13 protein-coding genes are annotated in these 20,419 nt (G+C 67.1%); 6 read left to right on the top strand and 7 right to left on the bottom strand.

Annotation, left to right across the window (positions count from 1 at the left end; translation table 11 throughout):
* Positions 1-86: 86 nt before the first annotated feature.
* From JJ691_RS29500 to JJ691_RS29475, 6 genes are all read right to left on the bottom strand, one after another.
* Complete coding sequence (locus JJ691_RS29500) at positions 87-938, bottom strand: ABC transporter permease (RefSeq protein WP_211762872.1); 852 nt, start codon at positions 936-938, stop codon at positions 87-89.
* Between the two features lie 21 nt (positions 939-959).
* Positions 960-1,901 carry an ATP-binding cassette domain-containing protein gene (locus JJ691_RS29495; protein ID WP_211762871.1) on the bottom strand — a complete coding sequence of 314 codons (942 nt, stop codon included), beginning with the start codon at positions 1,899-1,901 and terminating at the stop codon, positions 960-962.
* The gene (locus JJ691_RS29490) at positions 1,898-2,536 is read right to left on the bottom strand and encodes a TetR/AcrR family transcriptional regulator (protein ID WP_211762870.1); all 639 of its coding nucleotides are present in this window, start codon (positions 2,534-2,536) and stop codon (positions 1,898-1,900) included. Before JJ691_RS29490 ends, JJ691_RS29495 begins: the two co-directional genes overlap by 4 nt.
* A gap of 88 nt (positions 2,537-2,624) precedes the next feature.
* Positions 2,625-4,022, bottom strand: a complete 1,398-nt coding sequence (locus JJ691_RS29485) for a sensor histidine kinase (protein ID WP_211762869.1) — start codon at positions 4,020-4,022, stop codon at positions 2,625-2,627.
* On the bottom strand, positions 4,019-4,699 hold the full coding sequence (locus tag JJ691_RS29480) for a response regulator transcription factor (RefSeq protein ID WP_211762868.1): 681 nt from the start codon (positions 4,697-4,699) through the stop codon (positions 4,019-4,021). Before JJ691_RS29480 ends, JJ691_RS29485 begins: the two co-directional genes overlap by 4 nt.
* Before the next feature lie 60 nt (positions 4,700-4,759).
* On the bottom strand, positions 4,760-5,794 hold the full coding sequence (locus tag JJ691_RS29475) for a hypothetical protein (protein ID WP_211762867.1): 1,035 nt from the start codon (positions 5,792-5,794) through the stop codon (positions 4,760-4,762).
* 344 nt (positions 5,795-6,138) lie between these two features.
* Here JJ691_RS29475 and ssb point away from each other — a divergent pair, with 344 nt between their 5' ends.
* From ssb to JJ691_RS29445, 6 genes are all read left to right on the top strand, one after another.
* On the top strand, positions 6,139-6,567 hold the full coding sequence (gene ssb, locus JJ691_RS29470; protein ID WP_211762866.1) for a single-stranded DNA-binding protein: 429 nt from the start codon (positions 6,139-6,141) through the stop codon (positions 6,565-6,567).
* A 286-nt stretch (positions 6,568-6,853) separates the two neighbouring features.
* Positions 6,854-8,530: an energy-dependent translational throttle protein EttA gene (gene ettA, locus JJ691_RS29465; protein ID WP_211762865.1), complete on the top strand. Its 1,677-nt coding sequence runs from the start codon at positions 6,854-6,856 to the stop codon at positions 8,528-8,530.
* A gap of 15 nt (positions 8,531-8,545) precedes the next feature.
* Complete coding sequence (locus tag JJ691_RS29460) at positions 8,546-11,650, top strand: diguanylate cyclase domain-containing protein (RefSeq protein WP_211762864.1); 3,105 nt, start codon at positions 8,546-8,548, stop codon at positions 11,648-11,650.
* 166 nt (positions 11,651-11,816) lie between these two features.
* On the top strand, positions 11,817-16,787 hold the full coding sequence (locus tag JJ691_RS29455; RefSeq protein ID WP_211762863.1) for an NAD-glutamate dehydrogenase: 4,971 nt from the start codon (positions 11,817-11,819) through the stop codon (positions 16,785-16,787).
* 145 nt (positions 16,788-16,932) lie between these two features.
* Positions 16,933-17,364, top strand: coding sequence for an acyl-CoA thioesterase (locus tag JJ691_RS29450; protein WP_211762862.1), 432 nt, complete (start codon positions 16,933-16,935; stop codon positions 17,362-17,364).
* Positions 17,357-17,992, top strand: coding sequence for a hypothetical protein (locus JJ691_RS29445; RefSeq protein WP_211762861.1), 636 nt, complete (start codon positions 17,357-17,359; stop codon positions 17,990-17,992). The genes JJ691_RS29450 and JJ691_RS29445 overlap by 8 nt, the downstream gene beginning before the upstream one ends.
* A gap of 212 nt (positions 17,993-18,204) precedes the next feature.
* Here the strand turns inward: JJ691_RS29445 and JJ691_RS29440 are convergent, their stop codons facing one another.
* Positions 18,205-20,040, bottom strand: a complete 1,836-nt coding sequence (locus JJ691_RS29440) for a LamG-like jellyroll fold domain-containing protein (RefSeq protein ID WP_211762860.1) — start codon at positions 20,038-20,040, stop codon at positions 18,205-18,207.
* Positions 20,041-20,419 lie beyond the last annotated feature (379 nt).

The raw sequence follows: 20,419 nt of genomic DNA, 5'->3' as shown, positions 1-20,419 counted from the left end.
GCCCATCACGAAAGACCCGAGCTCGCACTGGAAAAGCGACGGCCCCGCCGGCAACACCACTGCCGACGGGGCCGTTCGCACAAAGGTCAGTTCGCTCGACGGAAGTTCCGCGTCGCGATGACCCCGCCGACCAACGCGATCAGCCCGGAGATCGCCAGCGAGGCGATCAGCGTGTAGGCCGGGCTCGCCTCCCAGATCGTCGTCGCCAGTCCGCGCGAGGCGAAGATCGCGTAGCTGAGCGGGTTCACGTTGGCGATCACCTGCACCCAGCCCGGCATCGTGGACACCGGCATGTACGCGCTGGAGCCGAACATCAGCGGGAACATCGTCAGGAAGGCGACCGCCTGCATCGTCTCCGCCTTCTTCACCCAGGTCGCGATCGCCAGGAAGAGCCAGCCAAGGCCCCAACCCACCACCAGCGACACCGCCAGCGCCGCGATCACGCCCAGCATGCCGCCCGCCGGTGAGAAGCCGAACAGCGCCGCCGCGGCGATCAGCATGACAACCAGTTGGATCGCCATCCGCACCGTGTCCGACAGACTCCGGGCCAGCAGCACCGAGAACAGGCTCACCGGCATCGACCGGAACCGGGCGATCACCCCGTTGGACATCTCCGTCAGCAACCCGACCCCGGAGCTCATCGCCGAGGTCATCGCCGTCGTCACCAACGTCGAGGGCAGCAGGTAGTTGATGTAAGAACCCCACTCGTGCAGGCTGCCTAGTTGGCTGAGACCGCCGAAAACCTGGCTGAACAGCAGCAGCATCACCAGCGGCTGTAACAGGCTGAAGAACAACATCCGTGGGTCGCGCAGGAACGTGTTGAGCGATCTCTGCGTGAGCACCCACACCTGCGTGGCAAAGCTGCTGCCGTGCCAGCCCAGGTCGCTACGCCGCGGCGCCTCGCCCGTCGGCGTCGTGGCTTGAACTGTCGTGGTCATGGAATTGCCCCCTCGTCCGACTCAGGCAGCCGGAGCTTCGCTGTTGACGGCCAGATAAACGTCGTCGAGCGTCGGCTCGGTGAGCGCCAGTTCGCCCACCTCGACCCCGACTTCGTCGAGCGCCCGCACCACAGTCGCCAGATCGGTCGACTTCTCGACCGGCGTCGTGACCGAGTACCGCACCTTGTCGTGGACCGGGTGCAGCCCTGCCTTGGACAGTGCGTTCAACGCCGTCGCCGCATCCTCCGGCTCGGCCAGCACCACGCTCACCGTGCGCTTGCCGACACCAGCCTTCAGCTCTGCGGCTGTGCCGGCCGCGACCACCTTTCCCTTGGACAGCACCGTGATCGAGTCCGCCAACCGGTCGGCCTCCTCCAGGTACTGAGTCGTCAGCAGCACCGTCGTCCCGTCGCCCACCAGGCCCTCGACGATCTCCCACAGGCCGATCCGGCTCATCGGGTCCAGCCCCGTCGTCGGCTCGTCGAGGAAGATGACGTCCGGCCGGCCCACCAGGCTCGCCGCCAGGTCCAACCGACGCCGCATGCCGCCGGAGTACGTCTTCGCCGGCCGGTCCTTCGCCTCGGTCAGGTCGAACGTCTCCAGCAACTCGTCCGCCCGCGCCGACGCCTGCTTCTTGCTCGCCCCCAACAACCTCGCGATCAGCACCAGGTTGTCATGGCCCGACATGTTCTCGTCGACCGAAGCGAACTGCCCGGTCAAGCCGATCCGCCCGCGCACCTGGTCGCCCTGACGCACCACGTCCATGCCCGCCACCGAGGCCGATCCCGACGTCGGCTTGAGCAGCGTCGTCAGCACGTTCACCAACGTCGTCTTGCCGGCTCCGTTGTGGCCCAGCAGCCCGAGCACCGTCCCCTGCGGCACCGAGATGCTCACGTCGTCCAGCGCCGTCACGCTGCCGAACACCTTGCTCACGTTTCTCGCTTCGATCATCACTTCGGTCATCGCGGGTCCTTCCCCCCTTGCTCTGCCTCGTTGGCGATGGCTCCGTTCATGAAGAGATCGACGATCTCCGACACGAACGACTCCGGCTCCTTTTCCTCGGTCCGTGCCGTCCGGACCGCCTGCATCCTCGTCATGAAGATCAGGCCCATCAGATAGCCCGCCGCCCGATCGGCCGGTAGCCGTAGTTGTTCCTGGCCCGTCGACAGCAGCCTGGCGATCGCCGTCGTCGTCTGCTCGAACTCCTCCATCATCGGAGGCTTGCCCTGCTCTCCCGACTCCGGATCCTTCGCGTGGTTGGCTTCGTCCGGGCGGTAGCCGGTAGCACCCAGGGTGTGCATCAGCGCCCCCAACCGGGCGGCCATGTCGTCGAGCATCGTCATTGCTTCGATCAACCGCTCTCGCATCGGCTGGTCGACCGGAATCGTGCTCATCCGTTCGACCAGCTCACGCGTCCGAAACGCCCGCAGGACACAGAAATCCAGCAACTCCTGCTTGTCCTTGAAGACACGGAAGATCGTGCCCTCCGCGATCCCCGCCGCCTTGGCGATCTGCCCGGTGGTGACGTGTGTGCCGTGCTCGGCCAGCAGCGGGATCGCCGCGACGGCGATGGCCTCCTGCCGGTCCTCCGTGCTCATCGCAGGAGCGCGCCGACGGCGTGGGGGTGACTCGGTGGACATGGGCACAGCTTATGAGTGTGGACTCACTCATGCAATGAGTTATCACTCATAACGACGCAGCAGCCGGTCCCACCTGCGGAATCTGGATCCAGGCGTCGGTGCCCCCGCCGTCCCGGCGGCTCATCCAGGCCCGACCGCCGTGCCCCTGCGCGACCTGCCTGACGATCGCCAGCCCGAGGCCCGACCCTGGCATCTGCCGGGCTTCCTTGGTCCGATGGAACCGCTCGAAGACCCGCTCCAGGTCGCCTTCGGCGATCCCCGGCCCGCGATCCGAGACCTTCACCTCGGCGCTGGCGCCCCACTGCCGGACCAGCACCTCGACAGGCAAGCCAGGAGGTCCCCACTTCGCGGCGTTGTCCAACAGATTCAACACCGCTCGTTCCAACGCGTTCGCCTGTCCGCGCACGATCGCCGGATTCTCCGTCAGCGTGAAGTTCACTTGTGGTGTCCTGGCCCTAGCGCGCGTCATCGCCGACCGCACCACCTCGGCCAGGTCAAGGTCCTCGACGTCTTCCCCGGAACGCGGATCGCGCGCCAGTTCAACGACCTCGTCGATCAGATGATCCAGTTCGTGCATCTGGGCCTGGACGTCCTGCAGCAGCCGTTGTTTGTCGGCCGACTCCAGCCGTCGCTCAGGATGGCTCTCCGCTCGCAGAAGAAGATCGATATTTGTGCGCAGGCTAGTCAGCGGCGTTGCCAACTCGTGGCTGGCGTCCTCTACCAGTTGACGCTGTGCGTCGCGCGAGGCGCCCAGCGCGTTGAGCATCGAGTTCATGCTCTCCGCGACGCGTGTCACCTCGTCGGGATCTCGGTGATCAACTGAAACTGCGGCGCTGAGATCCTGAGTGCTGGCAACGTGCTCGGCGGCAGCGACCACACGATCCACCGGCCGAAGACCCGCGCGTGTCAACCAGTAGCTCAGCACGCCTGCGGCGGCGATGCCGACACCGCCGGTCAACGCCAGGATCAGACCGAAGTTCGCGAGCGTTCCATTCGTCTCGCTCAGGTCGATGGCGATCTGAACCGCGTGTCCGTTCGGGCCGGTCTGCTTGGTGCGGATCCAACGAGTGAGGACCCGGTACGAGGTGCCGCTGATCTTCACGTCTTCGGTCGTGTCGTACAGCTCCCGGCGTGCCACTTGTCGATCCGCGGCCGACACCGGAATAGACGCCTGCCCTACTGGCGTCAATGAAGAGCCGTCCGGAAACACCGTCTGGTAGAGCGGGGTGTCAGGTCCGCTGCTCTGAACTGGTGCGCGCATCCCGGCTGAGTCGATCTTCACCGCGAAGACCACCTGCCGATCGAGCCGCTCGTTCATCACATCGCTGAGTTGGTCGCGAAGCAGCAGCCAGGCGGCGACGGAGACGCCGATAACGGCGACCGCGACCGCGGCCGCCGACACGACGCCGAGGCGCCGGCGCAGCGACGGTCGTCGTCCCTTCACGCGTTCTCCGACTCTTTGAGCACATAGCCAACCCCTCGAACAGTGTGCACGAGTCGGGGCTCGCCGTGCGCTTCCAGCTTTCGGCGCAGGTACCCGATGTACACGTCCAAGCTGTTGGACCCCGTGCCGAAGTCGTAGCCCCACACCTCGGTGAACAGGACCGACCGTGACAGCACCCGCCGTGGATGCCGCAGCAGTAGCTCGAGGAGGTCGAATTCGGTGCGGGTGAGTTCGATCAAGCGCTCGCGCCTGAGCACGGTGCGCACGGTGACGTTCAGTTCAAGGTCACCGAAGGTGAGCTTCTCGCTCCCTCCGGTGTCGGTACGGCGGAGCAACGCGCGCAGCCGGGCGAGCAGCTCCTCGAGGGCAAACGGTTTGACGAGGTAGTCGTCCGCGCCCGCGTCGAGGCCGGTCACGCGATCGCCGACGGCACGGCGTGCGGTCAGCATCAGGACGGGCACCCGGTCGCCGGTTGCCCGGAGCCGACGGCACGTCTCAAGTCCGTCGATCACCGGCATCATCACATCGAGTACGACGGCGTCCGCCGGCCTGGCCGCCTGGGACTTGAGAGCCGACTCGCCGTCAGCCGCGAGTTCGACCTCATAACCCTCGAACCGGAGGCTGCGACTGATGGACTCGCGAACCGCGGGTTCGTCGTCTACGACCAGGACACGCATGGGGCCATCCTCACCGACATCGACCGCCGTCGCGATTGTTCACAGCAACCTCTCAGTTGCTCAGGCCGCGTCCGTGACCAGAGCCGGCCCAATCGTCCCGGTGGCACTACCATGTCCGACGCGGATACGGTTGACCGGACAACTTGCGAGCGCGGCAGCGTGTTCGTCGCATACGGGGCCGTGAGTGAGAATTGAGGTCCGGCTGCCGTCGAGCCAGCACACTTCGAACGCGATCTCGCGGGCTGACGCCTTGCTCGCGCAAGCCGGGTGGAGGCATCCGCCGATTGACATGGCGAGCTTCTCGGCCGCGCACGAGTCGTTGTCGCCCGATGGTGTCAATGTTGGCGCTACTGGTCGCATGGGTGTGAGGGCTGTGCGCGGCTCCGTATCTACGTCGTGATCGGGCTCCGTTGACCTGGGGAGGTAGCCGCGTTCCTGCGGTTCCTCGTAGGACGAGGCGTCCGGATGGTGCTCCTGGCTTGGTTCCTCGCCGTCTCCAGTTCCGGGTGCTTGCGAGTCGTTGCTTGCGTTCGCAGCTTCGGAGGCGTTGGTCGAGGTGTCGGCGTACGCACCCGATGTGATCGGGGGTGCGTCCCGATCCTTGTCGGCCTCGGGCGCTGGCGGCGACGGATAGCCGACTTGTTCGAGGTGACGGGTGTGCACGACGCGTTGCAGCACCTCCGGTCCTGTCCGGGTGGCGATGAGTTCAATCCAGTCGTGTTCGGTGTCCCGGACCGTGTCGATGCCAAGTCGGTCTACGGCGCGGACGAGTGTCGTCGCATGTGACCAGGTGATCGCGCCGGACTGGAGCGCGACGAATGTGCAGTGGAGCTGCTCGCGTAGCCGAACGGCGGACACCGCGAACTCGTTGGCTTCGCGACCTGATAGGTGGAACTCGCTCCTGAGCAGGTCGGCAGCCGTGGCGTGGCCGGAGCTTTGGTGGGCGCCTTGCGAGATCATGACGGCGACAGTGCGGCACAAGGCTGCGCGCACCGCGGATTCGAGGCGAATGAGTCTCCGCGCTGCTTCGATAATCTCCCGGTCGGGTTGGTCGCCTTCCTTGAGATTCAGTGCTTCGGTCAACAGCGTGGGCACGTTCCAAGGTTCTTGCATGGGCTGCTCCTGTGAGTCGCGTGTGCCATTCACGCTAAGCGGTCAGCGTCGCTCTCGCAACTATGTCAATTTGCCATGTTGGGTGCCGTTTGGGAATCGGCGCGTATACCACAAATAGTTGTCAGTGCTATCGCTTCAAGATCGACCTGTGGATAGCTGCTCGCTGGCCCCAAGTTGTCCACAGGTGGTGGCCGACCCGCTTCCAGTGCTGGGCGTTCGTGCGCACGGTAGAGGCGTTGGAGGTCGACGGCAGATGTAGCGCAAGCCTGTGGACCGGACATCTAACGCGAAGGATGTGATCAGTGTTTGCAACAGCGGTGACTGTCGTGGGCAACGTTGCCACGGATGTGGTGCTTCGTCAGACCCAAGATGGAACCTCCTACGCCGGCTTCGGTGTGGTCTCCGTTGAGAGGAAGTTCGACAAGCAGCAAGACGTCTGGTCTGACGGGCACAAGCTCTTCGTGTGGGTCACTGGATGGAAGCGGCTTGCGAAGGGAGCCGCCGCTTCGTTGAAGAAAGGTGACCCTGTGATCGTCAGTGGCAGGCTTCGGGTGGAAGAGTACGAGAAGGACGGTGAGAAACGAACGACGGTTAAAGTCGAGGCGACCGCGATCGGGCCGAACCTGGCCTTGTGTACGGCAGTCGCCCATCGAGACAGTGTTGAGGAGGACTTCGCACCTTTCTTGCGGTCGGTCGACCTCGACAAGGTTGGTGGGGAGAAGGTCGCTCCGCCGCTGTCCGCGGTCGCGGTATGAGGTGGGTGGGCACGGCGGCCGGCTGCGGCCTTCGTGCCCACCGCCGTCTTGATCGCAGTTGCCCCGGCGCGACCAGATGACGGCAAGAGTGAGGTCCGCCACCCTCGCAAGGGTGGACACGGTTCGTCGCGGTCGTCGTTCGGGTCGTCACCGCAGGTGAGATGGACCGAACGGCGGTACGGGAGATCCCGGACCGTCCACGTTCGCGTCAACTTCGGCGACCCGTCCCGCCCGTTCGTGGCTACCGAGGTTCTGGTCCACTCCGCGTCGCTCTACGATCGCGCCCATGGCCGAGTACATCTACACCATGAAAAAGGCGCGCAAGACGCATGGGGACAAGGTCATCCTCGATGACGTCACCACCGCGTTCTACCCGGGCGCCAAGATCGGTGTCGTCGGCCCGAACGGCGCGGGCAAGTCGAGTGTCCTCAAGATCATGGCTGGCCTCGACCAGCCGAGCAACGGCGAGGCCTTCCTCAGCCCCGGCTACACCGTGGGCATCCTCCTGCAGGAGCCGCCGCTGAACGAGGAGAAGACCGTCCTCGGCAACGTCGAGGAGGGCGTCGGCGATGTCATGGTGAAGCTGCACCGCTTCAACGAGATCGCCGAGCTCATGGCCACGGACTACTCCGACGAGCTCATGGAGGAGATGGGCAAGCTCCAGGAGGAGCTTGACCACGCCAACGCGTGGGACCTCGACTCGCAGCTTGAGCAGGCCATGGATGCGCTGCGGTGCCCGCCGCCCGACGCGAACGTGACGCAGCTGTCCGGTGGCGAGCGCCGTCGGGTCGCGCTGTGCAAGCTGCTGCTGAGCAAGCCGGATCTGCTGCTCCTCGACGAGCCCACCAACCACCTGGACGCGGAGAGCGTGCTCTGGCTCGAGCAGCACCTCGCCCAGTACGCCGGCGCCGTCCTGGCGGTCACCCACGACCGGTACTTCCTGGACAACGTGGCCGAGTGGATCATGGAGGTCGACCGTGGCCGGGTGATCGGCTACGAGGGCAACTACTCCACGTACCTCGAGAAGAAGGCCGAGCGACTCGCCGTCCAGGGCAAGAAGGACGTCAAGCTGCAGAAGCGCCTGAAGGACGAATTGGAGTGGGTCCGCTCCGGGGCCAAGGCCCGCCAGGCCAAGTCGAAGGCGCGTCTGCAGCGCTACGAGGAGATGGCAGCCGAGGCGGAGCAGAACCGCAAGCTCGACTTCGAAGAGATCCAGATCCCGCCGGGCCCGCGTCTGGGCAGCGTCGTGGTCGAGGTGAACGACCTGCGCAAGGGGTTCGGCGACCGGGTTCTGATCGACGGTCTGTCCTTCGACCTGCCCCGTAACGGCATCGTCGGCGTCATCGGCCCCAACGGCGTCGGTAAGACCACCTTGTTCAAGACCATCGTTGGTCTGGAGCAGCCTGACTCGGGCAACGTCAAGATCGGTGAGACAGTCAAGCTCTCGTACGTCGACCAGAACCGCGGCGGCATCGACCCTAAGAAGAACGTGTGGGAGGTCGTGTCCGACGGTCTCGACCACATCCAGGTCGGCCAGACGGAAATGCCCTCGCGCGCCTACGTCAGCGCCTTCGGCTTCAAGGGCGCTGACCAGCAGAAGCCGGCTGGTGTGCTGTCGGGTGGCGAGCGCAACCGCCTCAACCTCGCGTTGACCCTCAAGCTGGGCGGCAACCTGATCCTGCTCGACGAGCCGACCAACGACCTCGACGTCGAGACTCTGGGCTCGCTGGAGAACGCGCTCGAGCAGTTCCCCGGGTGTGCCGTGGTCATCTCCCACGATCGGTGGTTCCTTGACCGCGTCGCAACGCACATCCTGGCGTGGGAGGGGACCGACGAGCAGCCGGCGAAGTGGTTCTGGTTCGAGGGCAACTTCGAGGGGTACGAGAAGAACAAGGTCGACCGACTGGGCATTGACGCGGCCCGCCCGCATCGGGTGACCCACCGGAAGCTGACACGGGACTGAGGGCGGCAATCGATCGTGGCGGGCAGTGACGGGACGCAGCCGGATGCGGAGGTTGGCACGCTCAGCGTGCCGGCCTGGCAGCTGCGTTGGCGGGCTCCTGAACTGAGCCTCGTGCTCAGCGAACGGGCGTCCGCGCTCGCCACTGGTCGTCGAGACGAGCAGGAGCGGTTGAGGGCGGAAACGCTCACGGTGTTCGCCCTCAACCGGCTCGACAAGGGCGTTCAGGCTGTCGAGCGCGCGGTCACCGCGCTCAAGGCCGCCGAGGCGGGCAACCACGTTGAGCTGGCATGGGGCCTGCGCGTCGAGCTGGCGGCGTGCGCACGTGCCGCCGGTGTTCCGCTCACCGGATTCGGGGTGCTCAAGCCAGTCCTGCGTGCCGAGGGCGTGCCGACGGAGATACGGGCGTCTGCCCTTGTCGCGCTGACGGACTGTCTGGTGCTGATCGGCCGGAGCAAGGAGCTCACGGACGCGTTAGACCAGGCTGACCATCTCTACGGTGAGGACGCCACCCTCGACGCCGACGCGAAGTTGTTGTCCCGGGCGTTGCTGAGGGTCTCGACGGCGCGACAGTTCCGTCGGTGGGGAGACCTGAAGGCCGCGGTTGGAGCGGCACGTGACGGCCTCGCGTTGCTTGGGGAGCTGAGCGACGCGGCAGCCGATTCGGGCTACGTCGCCAGTCGATTGGTGCTGGAACTCGTCTGCGCGCTGATGGACTCGGAGCAGTTGGCGGATGCGGTGACAGCAGCCGAGCAACTGCTCGAACAGCCTGTGCGCGCACCGTCGGCGGCCTCAGTGGGCTGGCTGAAGTTGGCGCTGGCGACGCGGGTCCATCTGCCGGCGGGACGTACCAACATCGCGAACGACCTGCTCCTCGATGTGGCTGACAGCGCTGGGCGGCACCAACTGGATCCGTTGCTGTCGGAGAGCATGCTCGCGTTGTCCCACGTGCACGAGATGGCGGGCCAACTAGCTGAGGCGCTGAGCTGCTTGCGGAGCGCCCACACCGCGGAGCGGCGTCGGACCGCGGCGTTGTACACGGTTCGGGCCAAACTGGCCGAAGAGTTCGCGGCCGCGCACCGTGAGAGCACGGGGCTGAAGGAGCAGCTGTCGAGCCTGATCAAGCCGCCGGTAGCCAGCTCGCAATCCCTGCCCGACACGGATGCGGTTACTGGGTTGTTGAACCGCAACGGGTTCCGGCGGCGGATCGACGCGGTCGTCAATGGCGGCTACATCGACCACGCGCTGAGCTTGGTGTTGCTGGATGTCGACGTCGCGCGGGTGAACGGTTCTGGCGTGAGTGCGGTCGATGACCAGGTCATACGCAAGATTGCCGATCGAGTGCGGGACACAGCTCCTGACAAGGCTGCGGTCGGTAGAACCGCCGGCGACGAGTTGGCTGTGCTTCTCCCACACACGACACACGACCAGGCGCAGCGATGGGCCGAGGAGCTCAGGTCCGAGGTGTCGCCGCGCCTGGCCGTCACGATGACCACCGGCGTCGCTGAATATCGCCCCGGGAGTGGCGGTGAAGCGCTGCTGACCGATGCGGACCAGGCGCTGTCGCAGGCGAGGAGCACTAACGGTGCCAACGAGGGTGTCGACTTGGGCACCCGCGGGACTGTGCCGGCAGTGGAGACTTCGGTCGAGCGGGTCGATCCTGCGCCCCAGTCGACACCACCGTCCGGCGAACTGCCTCGCCGCCGTGCGAGGCGTGCGGACGAACAGGCTGCGGGATTGTCGACGGCCTGGGCGCAGGCGGCTGACCGATGGCGGATGGGCAACACCGGAACGCCTTCCACTCCAGTGGACGTGACGAAGTCCGCGGACATGTTCTCGGACGGGAACCCAGCGCCGGAACGTGAGCGCACGCAGGCACCGGGCGCGCTGGCAGCATTCTTCCGTGCCGCGGCCGACTCGACGGCCACCAACGCCGAGCAATCTCGGACCGAGTCCACTGGTGGACGACGTCGCGCTGAAGATCGTGAAACTGGGGTGGAGGCTACAGCCCAGTCACGGCACGCCAACGACGACTCGAACCGTCCAGGTCTTGCCTCACTGGTCGAACTGCTGGCTGCAGCCGGCACTGGTGGTCGGCGGAGGGCACCGGAACCGTCTGAATCCGAGACACCGGCCGCATCAGAGTCGGCGGCACCAGAGTCGCCTGTGTCGGAGTCGACCGCACCGGGGGCGGCCACGCCGGAGCCGGCCGCCAAGCCCAAGCCTGATCAGCGGACAACAGGCAGGCGTCGTCGCGCCGAGTCGTTTGAACGCGACGAAATTGCCGATGAACTCCGTGCCGATTCCGGGCGGTGGCGGCTTGAGCAACCGTCGAGCCGCGTCGCCGCGGAGCCGCCCGCTGTTGAGCCTGCGGCGGTTCAACCTGCACCGGTTCAACCGACCTTGCCTCAGTCGGCGCCAGCCACTCGGACGGATGACCTGGCAGCCTCCCTCGGGATGTCCGGGCAACCACCTGTTCTTGGAGCCCAGGCTGCTGTGCTTGGCGGCGACGCGGATTCCGGAACGGTGCCGTTCACCACTTATGCCGGTCTGCCGCGCGAGATCGTGCGGCGAGACGGCGAAGCCAGGCGTGAGTCCGAAACAGCGGCCAAGCCGGACGCTGTCGCTGCGCCCTCCGACACCGAGGCGGCCGCGACAGTGGCCGATCGGCCGGCCGACGAGCATGTGACCGGTGCCGAAGGTCGACGGCCGCGTTCGGAGCTGGCAGACCTGTTGGCTGAGGCACTGGTGGCGTTCGAGTCGACTGAGCACGCCGTACACGCGCACTTCGACGACGAGCCGTCGGTGTCACGGCCGTCTCCGGAGCCCACGCCGACGGCCGATCGATACGACTGGCAACCGGAGCCGTCGGGGTCGCGGCACCGGCAGCCTGAGCCAGACGACCGGATCGACGTGCCGAGCACTTTGTCTGAACCGCCGATGTTGTCTGATTGGGTGCTTTCGGGCAAGGAAGATCGGCCTCCGCGAGCTGACACCTCGGGGCTCGGCGACTGGGAGCCGACGCCATTCCGTGAGGACCGGCCGGTGGTCGATCGTGATCCGCGACCGGCAGAGCCGGAGCGGAACTGGTCGGACTGGACGTGGACGCCGCCGGAACGCTGACCAGGCGAAAGTCAACTCGTCAGTAACCTGCGAAAGCCCGTTGGTGGCTCCCGTCACAAGGTTCGATTCAGCTGCAACCCCTAGGCGTTTGCGGGTCGAAGGCCCATCTAGGGTGGACGGTGGTCCCGGCGCACCGAGGCGCCGGATAGCGTGGAGCCGCCTGAAAATGACCTCGACTGGAGCCCTGTCCCGCCCTGCGACCGCCGACACCGGCGTGAGCCGCGAAGACCGGCTGGACAGTCCCGAACAGGTACGCGACGAACTGATCGGCGGCGCGGTCGCCGCCGCTCCGGAACTCGCAGAACTGATCCGTCTCTACTACCGCTACGTGCCCGCCGAGGAAGTCATCGACGACGACCCGAGCGACCTGGTCGGCGCTGTGCGATCCACCTACCAGCTGGCGGACAGCCGTGTCCCCGGCCGGCCGGTGGTCCGCATCCTCAACCCGACCCGGTCCCAGGACGGGTGGACGTGCCCGGTGACGGTCGTGCAGATCGTCACCGACGACATGCCCTACCTGGTCGACTCGATCTCGTCGGCGCTGATCCGCAGCGGGATCCAGGTGCACCGTGTCGTGCACCCGATCGTGGTGGTGCGTCGAGACGTGACGGGTGAGCTCCGCGAGGTGCTGCCAGATGCGGACCCGGGGGATCCGCCGGCGGACACTCTCGCCGAGTCGTGGATGCACATCGAGGTCGACCTCATCACGGACGCGGAGCGGAGCCGTGAGCTGGAGAACCGGCTCATCACCGTGGTCAACGACGTCCGCGAGGTTGTCGAGGACACCGACAAGATGGCGGGCACTGCGCTTCAGCTCGCGGAGCAGTTGGAGCAGGCGCCCCCGCCGCTCGACGCCGAGCAGGTCGGCGACGGCACGAGCCTGCTGCGGTGGCTGGCGGAAGGGCACTTCACCTTCATCGGCTACCGCCAGTACGAGCTGATCGACGACCCGGCGGGCGGCGACGAGCCGGCGTTGCGAGCGGTTCTGGCGTCGGGTCTGGGCGTGCTGCGTCAGGACAGCCTGGCGGCACGGAGTTTGACCGCTGGCCCGGATACGGCGGCGCAGGCGCTGGCACCGGAGTTGTTGGTGCTCACGCAGGCGAGCGCGCCGTCCGCGGTGCACAGGTCCATGTACCCGTACTACGTGGGCGTGAAGACGTTCGACGCCGAAGGCAAGGTCAGCGGCGAACATCGCTTCCTCGGCGTGTTCACGACTTCGGCACTGCATGAGGACGTGCTGGACATCCCGGTGATCAGCCGTCGGGTCCGCAGCGTCATCCACCGGGCGGGCTTCCCGCTGGAGTCGTACTCCGGCCAGAAGATGCTCGAGGTCATCCAGAACTACCCGCGGAGCGAGCTGTTCTCGACCGACGCGGACACGCTGTACGACATCGCCACGGGCGTGCTCGCCCTGGCTGAGCGTCGTCGGCTGAGGCTGTTCCTCCGCCGGGACCCGTACGGCCGGTTCTACTCGTGCCTGGTCTACCTGCCGCGTGACCGGTACACGACGACGTCGCGGTTGGCGATGCAGGAAGTCCTGCTGGCCGAGCTTCAGGGCAAGAACCTGGAGTACAGCGCGTTGATCGGCGAGAGCCCGCTGGCCCGCGTGCACTTCATGGTGCACACGGAGCCGAGCGAGGCGGCAGAGCCGAATTCAGCTCACATTCAGTCCCTGTTGGGTGAAGCCACCCGCAACTGGGACGACCGGATGGCCGACGCGATCCTGTCCGAGCACAACGAGCCCGAGCAGACCTCGGAACAGGCGAGCCAGCTGGGCGCGGAGTCGGCGACCGAGCAGGGCCAGCGCTTCGCGATGGCTTTCCCGGAAAGCTACAAGGAAGATTTCACGGCCGTCGAAGGGCTCGCCGACCTGAGGCGGATCCAGCGGCTGTCCGAGGGCGACCTGGACATGTCGTTCTACCTGCCGGCAGACGCCGAGCCGGGCGAGCGGCGGTTCAAGCTGTACCTGGCCGGCGCTCGCGTGACGTTGTCCCAGGTGCTGCCGGTGTTGCAGCGCATGGGCGTCGAGGTCGTCGACGAACGGCCGTACGAGATCCAGCGCGAGGACGGCACCCAGTGCTGGATCTTCGACTTCGGTCTGCGCATGGAAGCGGCGGCGCTGGAGCGGCTCGCCACCCAGGACCTGGACGTCGTCCGTGTCCTGTTCCAGGACGCGTTCGCGGCGGCATGGCGCGACGAGGCGGAGGTCGACAGCTTCAACGCCCTCGTGCTGCGTGCCGGGCTCGGCTGGCGGCAGGCTTCGGTGCTCCGGGCCTACGCGAAGTACCTGCGCCAGGTGGGCATCCCGTACAGCCAGGACTACATCGAGGACGCGGTCCTGCGCTACACGAACGTCGCCGCGGCACTGGTGCGGCTGTTCGAGTCGCGGTTCGACCCGGCGCTGTCCGAGGAGACCCGGGCCGGCGTGGTCGAGACGTTGACCGCCGAGATCACCGAGCTGATCGACGAGGTGACCAGCCTCGACGCGGACCGGATCCTGCGTCAGCTGCTGTCGCTTATCAACGCGACGTTGCGCACCAACTACTTCGTGCGTGACGCCAACGGCGCCATGCGGCCGTACATGGCGTTCAAGCTGAACTCACGGTCGCTGCCGGCGTTGCCGGACCCGAAGCCGCGGTTCGAGATCTTCGTGTACTCGCCCCGATTCGAGGGCGTCCACCTGAGGTTCGGCCCGGTCGCCCGCGGCGGCCTGCGCTGGTCCGACCGGCGGGAGGACTTCCGCACCGAGATCCTGGGGCTGGTCAAGGCACAGGCGGTGAAGAACGCCGTCATCGTGCCGGTCGGCGCCAAGGGCGGATTCGTGCTGAAGCGTCCGCCGGCGCCCAAGGGCGACCCGAGCCTGGACCGCGAGGCGTTCCTGACCGAGGGCATCACCTGCTACCGCATGTTCATCTCGGGTCTGCTGGACCTGACCGACAACCTCGATGCGGGCCAGGTTGTCCCCGCCCCGCAGGTCGTCCGCTACGACGATGACGACACCTACCTGGTCGTCGCCGCCGACAAGGGCACCGCGACCTTCTCGGACATCGCCAACGAGGTCGCCGGCAAGTACGGCTTCTGGCTCGGCGACGCCTTCGCCTCCGGCGGCTCGGTCGGCTATGACCACAAGCAGATGGGCATCACAGCCAAGGGTGCCTGGGAGAGCGTCAAGCGGGCTTTCCGGGAACTGGACGTCGACACCCAGACGCAGGAGTTCACGGTCGTCGGCGTCGGCGACATGTCCGGTGACGTGTTCGGCAACGGCATGCTGCTGTCCGAGCACATCCGACTCGTCGCCGCGTTCGACCACCGGCACGTGTTCCTCGACCCGATTCCGGTGGCCGCGCCGTCGTTCGCCGAACGGAAGCGGCTGTTCGAGCTGCCGCGCTCGTCGTGGGACGACTACGACCGCAGCCTGATCAGCGAGGGCGGCGGGGTATGGCCCCGGACGGCGAAGTCGATTCCGCTGAGCCCACAGGTCAAGGCGGCGTTGGGCATCGACGACAGCGTCGAGCACCTGGCGCCGACCGATCTGATCAAGGCGATTCTGCTGGCGCCGGTCGACCTGCTGTGGAACGGCGGCATCGGCACGTACGTGAAGTCCGCGACCGAATCGCACGCCGAGGTCGGCGACAAGGCCAACGACGCGGTCCGGGTCGATGGTGCTGACCTGAGGGTCAAGGTCGTCGGCGAGGGCGGCAACCTGGGGTTGACGCAGCGTGGTCGGATCGAGTTCGCCCGCGCGGGCGGCCGGGTCAACACCGACGCGTTGGACAACTCGGCCGGCGTGGACTGCTCCGACCACGAGGTCAACATCAAGATCCTGTTGGACCACCTGGTCACCGAGGGCCGGCTCGAGCGTGAGCAGCGCAACGAGTTGCTGGCGGAGATGACCGACGAGGTCGGCATGCTGGTGCTCCGCGACAACTACTGGCAGAACGGGGTGCTGGGCGTCAGCCGGGCGCACGCAGCGCCGATGTTGTCGGTGCACGCGCGGCTGGTCGACGACCTGGAGGCCAACCACGGTCTGGACCGCCACCTCGAGGCGCTGCCGTCGAGCGCCCAGTTCAAGGCGCTGGAGAAGGCTGGCGACGGGCTGACCTCGCCGGAGCTGGCGACGCTGCTGGCGCACGTCAAGCTGGCGATCAAGGACGAGGTGCTGGCCACCAACCTGCCCGAGTCGGACGTGTTCGTCCGCCGTCTGCCGGAGTACTTTCCGAGCAAGCTGCGGGAGCAGTTCGGCGACGCGATCGGGTCGCACCCGCTGCGCAAGCAGATCACCACGACGCTGTTGGTCAACGAGGTCGTCGACGGTGGCGGCATCTCGTACGCGTTCCGGCTGGCCGAGGAGGTCGGGGCGAGCGCGACCGACGCGGTCCGGGCGTACGCGGTCGTGACGAACGTCTACGGCCTGCCGCAGATCTGGCGAGAGATCGACGCACTGGACAACAAGGTGTCCACAGATCTCCAGAACGCGTTGATGCTGGAGACGCGACGGCTGCTCGACCGGGCGTCCCGCTGGCTGCTGTCCAACCGGCCGCAGCCGCTGGCCGTGGGCGCTGAGATCAACCGTTTCTCGACGATGGTCAAGGAGTTGGCGCCCCAGTCGCTGACGCTGCTGCGCGGCCGTGAGCGCGAGATCGTCGCCGGTCACGCGGAGCAGTTGATCGAGCAGGGCGCCCCGAAGGACCTGGCCGAGCGGGTCGCCTCACTGCTCTACACGTACGGCCTCCTGGACGTCAGCGAGGTCGCGGAGCTGGCTGAGCGCGAGGGCCTGGGCGTCGAGCGCACCCACCAGGAGACGGCGGAGTTGTACTACGCGCTGTCCGAGCACCTGAACATCGACCAGATGCTCAGCTCGGTCAGCGCACTGGAGCGCGGTAACCGCTGGCACGCGCTGGCCCGGTTGGCCCTGCGTGACGACCTCTACTCCTCGCTGCGGACGATCACCCTCGACGTGCTCCGGCACAGCGATCCGGGTGAGAGCCCGGAGGTGAAGATCGCCAACTGGGAGCAGTCCAACGCGTCGCGGCTGAGCCGGGCGAGGGCGGCGCTCAAGGAGATCAGCCGGGTCGGCCGGCTCGACCTGGCGACGTTGTCGGTGGCAGCGAGGCAGGTACGCAGCATGGTCCGCTGACGCCGGCGGACGACGGAGGCCTCGCGGGCGTATGGCGCCGGCGGGGCCTCCGTCGTGTTCGGGGCTGCTGTCCGCGAAAGGGCTCCGGAGCTGGCTGGGTAGGATCGAGCGCTGAATCTGGGCATTGGCCAGGGAGGCGTTGTCGTTGGGTGTCTTCGTCGCGCAGGTGCGACCGCGGTGGTCCGACATGGATGCCTACGGGCACGTCAACCACGCGAACACGGTCACCCTTCTGGAAGAAGCGCGCGTCGCGCTCGTGTTCACCGAAGCGGCCCGGCAGGGCCTGGTGGACATGTCCCGAGGTATGGTCGTGGTGAAGCTGGCCGTGGATTACCGCGTTCCGCTCGTGTTCGACGGTGGAGCGGTCGACATCGAGATGGCCGTGCGTGATCTCAGGGCCTCGTCGTTCGTGCTGGACTATTCGGTTCGCGCGGGTGGCAACGGTTCGTCGACGGTCGCGGTGACGGCGGAGACGCTGATCTGCGCCTACGACGTCGAGGAGACGCGGCCACGGCGACTGACCGACGCTGAGCGGGACTTCCTCGCGAGCTGGCACTCCGGGGGCGCACGTGGCTGAGTTGGTCTTCGCTGATCCGTCCGAGCGCGACGACCTCGGCGCATTCGTGGCCCGGGCAGTACGCCTGGACCAGCAGGGGATCGTGCGCCTACGCAACCGCGGCGACGATCGGGTCGAGGCATGGGCGGCGACGCCGTTCGACGTTCTGGCGACCCGGACGGTTGCCGGTTCGGTGACGCCGGCCGACGTCGCGGTCGCGGGCAGCGAACTGCTGGCCGGCCTGGCGATCCTGCGTGGCGACCGGGTCGATCCGGGCGCATCGAAGGATCTGATGTGGCGCAGTGCGCTGCCGCCGGCGGAGGGTTGGAAGCAGGTCGACAACCTGCCCGTGACTGTCATGACGGAGTTGGCCGACCAGGGCGTGGCGGTCGCGAGGGAGAACGCCGGCCCGCACGGGACACCGCCCGCGTCGCTGCTGGACCAGACGGTGCTGACGGTCAGCGGTAGCGGGTTGGACGTCAAGATCCCGTTGCGCTGCCTGTTCGCGCTGTCTGGGATGGGGTTCCTGGGGGCCAGCGACGAGGGTGGCAGCGTGCGTGTGACGGCCACCGACGCGTGGTTGCGCATCGACGCCCGTTTCGGCGCGGTGGTCCGTCGTCGTCACGCGTTGCTGCCGCTGCTGGTCTGACGAAATCCAGCAGTCCGACGAAATCGACCAACCTGACGACATCGACCAGTCCGGCGAAGTCGAGCTCTGCGACGAAGTCGAGCCGAGCGTCGAACTTGAGCTGGTCGACGACGTTGTGTCGACCGGCTGAGACGAGCGGGTTGGCGATCCCGGTTGGGTGACGGTCGACTTCGCCGGCGGAATTGGGATGGCCGGCGAAGTCGACGAAGTCGTCAGCGAAGCATGAACTCGTGGACGGACAGGGCGCGGTTGACGATGCGGACGTCGCCGATCCAGCCGTAGAAGCCCTGGTCGACGGTGCGGTCGTAGTCGTAGGCGCCGAGCAGCCAGTTGCCGGTGCCGGCGATGCCGACGGCGGGTGTCTTGGGGTTCCTCAACACTTGACAACCCTCGACGAACATTGACGTGTGTTGACCATTGTTGACAAGGGCGACGTGCCACCACTGGTCGAGGGGCAGCTCGTGGCCCCAGCAGGTGGAGATGCCGTTCTGGTTCAACGGGAAGACAGCCCACTGGAACTGTGCGCCGTCGGACAGGGCCAGGGTGGCGGCGGGCTCGTTCGGATCGTCGCCGGTCTTGCCGGCGTCGCCGCCACGACAGAGCCGGGAGAAGATGCCGCACCACGCGTGCAGGCCGTTCTTGAAGTCGCCGGGCACCTTGACGAACGCCTCGATCGTGTAGCCGTGCTGGAAGTCGGCGGAGTTGAGGGGCGCGTTGTCGACGGTCCGCAGGTACGCGCCGTGCCCGGGGTTCTTGCCGCCGTCGAAGCGGAGGCTGCCGTGCGCGGGGGCGCTGGGGTGGAAGTCGGTGGACCAGGTCAACGCCGACGGAGCGCTGCCGGGCATAGTCACCCGGGCAAGGTCGTTGCCGTGACCTGAGAGGTCACGTTGCACGAAACCGTCGGCGAAGGGCGTGCCGGCGGCGGGCCCGTTGTCGAACCGCCAGTAGGCGAGCGTGCCGGGGATCAGCACGTCCCGCGCCGGTCGGGAGGCGGGCGGCGGCACCGGGGCGAAGCCGCTGAATCGGTCGGTGAAGTCGATGTCGAGCGTGAACCGGTTCACCGGGCCGGTCAGCTCGATCTCCCGCCGGTCGAGCTCGTTGAGCCGGGACGAGTTCTGGGCGAGCAGCCAGGGCGAGATGGTCGACACGTCGACGACGTTGCGGGCCAGGTCGAAGCGGTAGAGGCGGATCATGGCGCTGCCGCCGTAGTAGTGGTCCTGGTAGTTGGTGATGTGCACGTGCACGTCGTGCCCGGCCTTGTTGCGCAGCACGGCCCGCCCCGGCGGCCAGAAGTGGCCGTTGAGGGTGAGGAAGATCTGGTCGTTGTCGTTGATGAGCTGGTCCCACAGCTGCTGGCCGTAGTCGGACAGCGAGGCCTGCCCGGAGTCGTCGGCGTAGGCGAGTTCGTGCGTGGTGAGGATGACCGGCGTTTTCGGATGCTGCCGGATCACCGACCGCGCCCAGTCGAAGCCGGCCGGCGAGAGCCGCCAGTCGAGGGCGAGGACGAGCCAGTCGCGGCCGGCGGCACGGAAGACGTGGTAGCTGTTGTAGCCGTCCTTCGACGAGCCGCGGTAGGTCGGCGAACCGTGGAACCGCTGCGGACCGAAAGCGGACAGCCATGGGCTGCTGCCGCGCTGGTCGTCGGTGGAGGAGTTCACGTCGTGGTTGCCGGCCAGCACGCTGTAGCCGACCCGGTTGCGGTCCAGGGCTTGGAACGAGTGGCCGATCTGGGCGATCTCGCCGGCCTCGCCATGCTCGGTCAGGTCACCGAGGTGCGACAGGAAGACAACGTTGTCATCGCCGCCGTCGAGCACATAGCGCAGCGAGGCGTCCAACGGGGCGGCGTCGCCGCGGTCCTCGTCGAACAGGTACTGCGTGTCCGGCATGACGACGAGCGTGAAGCGCGGGTCGTTCGGGTCGGGGCACCAGCCGGACGTCGACGACGGGGCGGCGGCCGCGGACGCGGCGCCGAGGGCGCTGCTCGCCGCCACGCCCGCACCGATGAGTCCGGCACCGCGCAGGAAACTGCGACGACTTGAGTCAGTCATGGCCGGCAAGCTAACCGCCGCACGCCAACGCGGGCGGAACTACCAGTGAACGCTCTCTGATCAGGCCGGACGCGTGGCCGAACGGACCGGTTGGGTGGCTTACAGGAGCCGGGCGAGCACGGAGCGGCTGGCATCCAGGGGGCGGCTGGCGGCCAAGACCGGTTGGCTGGATGGGCTGGAGATGGTTGGTGGTGTGGCGGGATTGGTTTGGCGATTGGCCCGCGTTGGGGCGAGGGCTGGCGGCGCCGAGGCCGGATCTGGCGGCTGGCTCATGCGAGCCAGGGGCTGTCGATCGCATGGGTGCCGCAGCCGAAGGGGCGGGTGGCTCGAACTAACCGCCTGGTGGTCGGCTGGACGGGCACCGCTGCCAGACAGCCAA

It is taken from the genome of Kutzneria sp. CA-103260, from assembly GCF_018263855.1.
GTDB lineage: Bacteria > Actinomycetota > Actinomycetes > Mycobacteriales > Pseudonocardiaceae > Kutzneria.
The sequence above is the reverse complement of the archived record's forward strand: the minus strand, read 5'-3'. Positions and strand labels throughout refer to the sequence as shown.

What these genes read in the sequence shown, in the direction of transcription:
- JJ691_RS29500 (WP_211762872.1), bottom strand. Translation starts at nt 938, where the DNA reads ATGACCACGACAGTTCAAGCCACGACGCCGACGGGCGAGGCGCCGCGG.
- JJ691_RS29495 (WP_211762871.1), bottom strand. Translation starts at nt 1,901, where the DNA reads ATGACCGAAGTGATGATCGAAGCGAGAAACGTGAGCAAGGTGTTCGGC.
- JJ691_RS29490 (WP_211762870.1), bottom strand. Translation starts at nt 2,536, where the DNA reads ATGAGCACGGAGGACCGGCAGGAGGCCATCGCCGTCGCGGCGATCCCG.
- JJ691_RS29480 (WP_211762868.1), bottom strand. Translation starts at nt 4,699, where the DNA reads ATGCGTGTCCTGGTCGTAGACGACGAACCCGCGGTTCGCGAGTCCATC.
- ettA (WP_211762865.1), top strand. Translation starts at nt 6,854, where the DNA reads ATGGCCGAGTACATCTACACCATGAAAAAGGCGCGCAAGACGCATGGG.
- JJ691_RS29455 (WP_211762863.1), top strand. Translation starts at nt 11,817, where the DNA reads ATGACCTCGACTGGAGCCCTGTCCCGCCCTGCGACCGCCGACACCGGC.
- JJ691_RS29440 (WP_211762860.1), bottom strand. Translation starts at nt 20,040, where the DNA reads ATGACTGACTCAAGTCGTCGCAGTTTCCTGCGCGGTGCCGGACTCATC.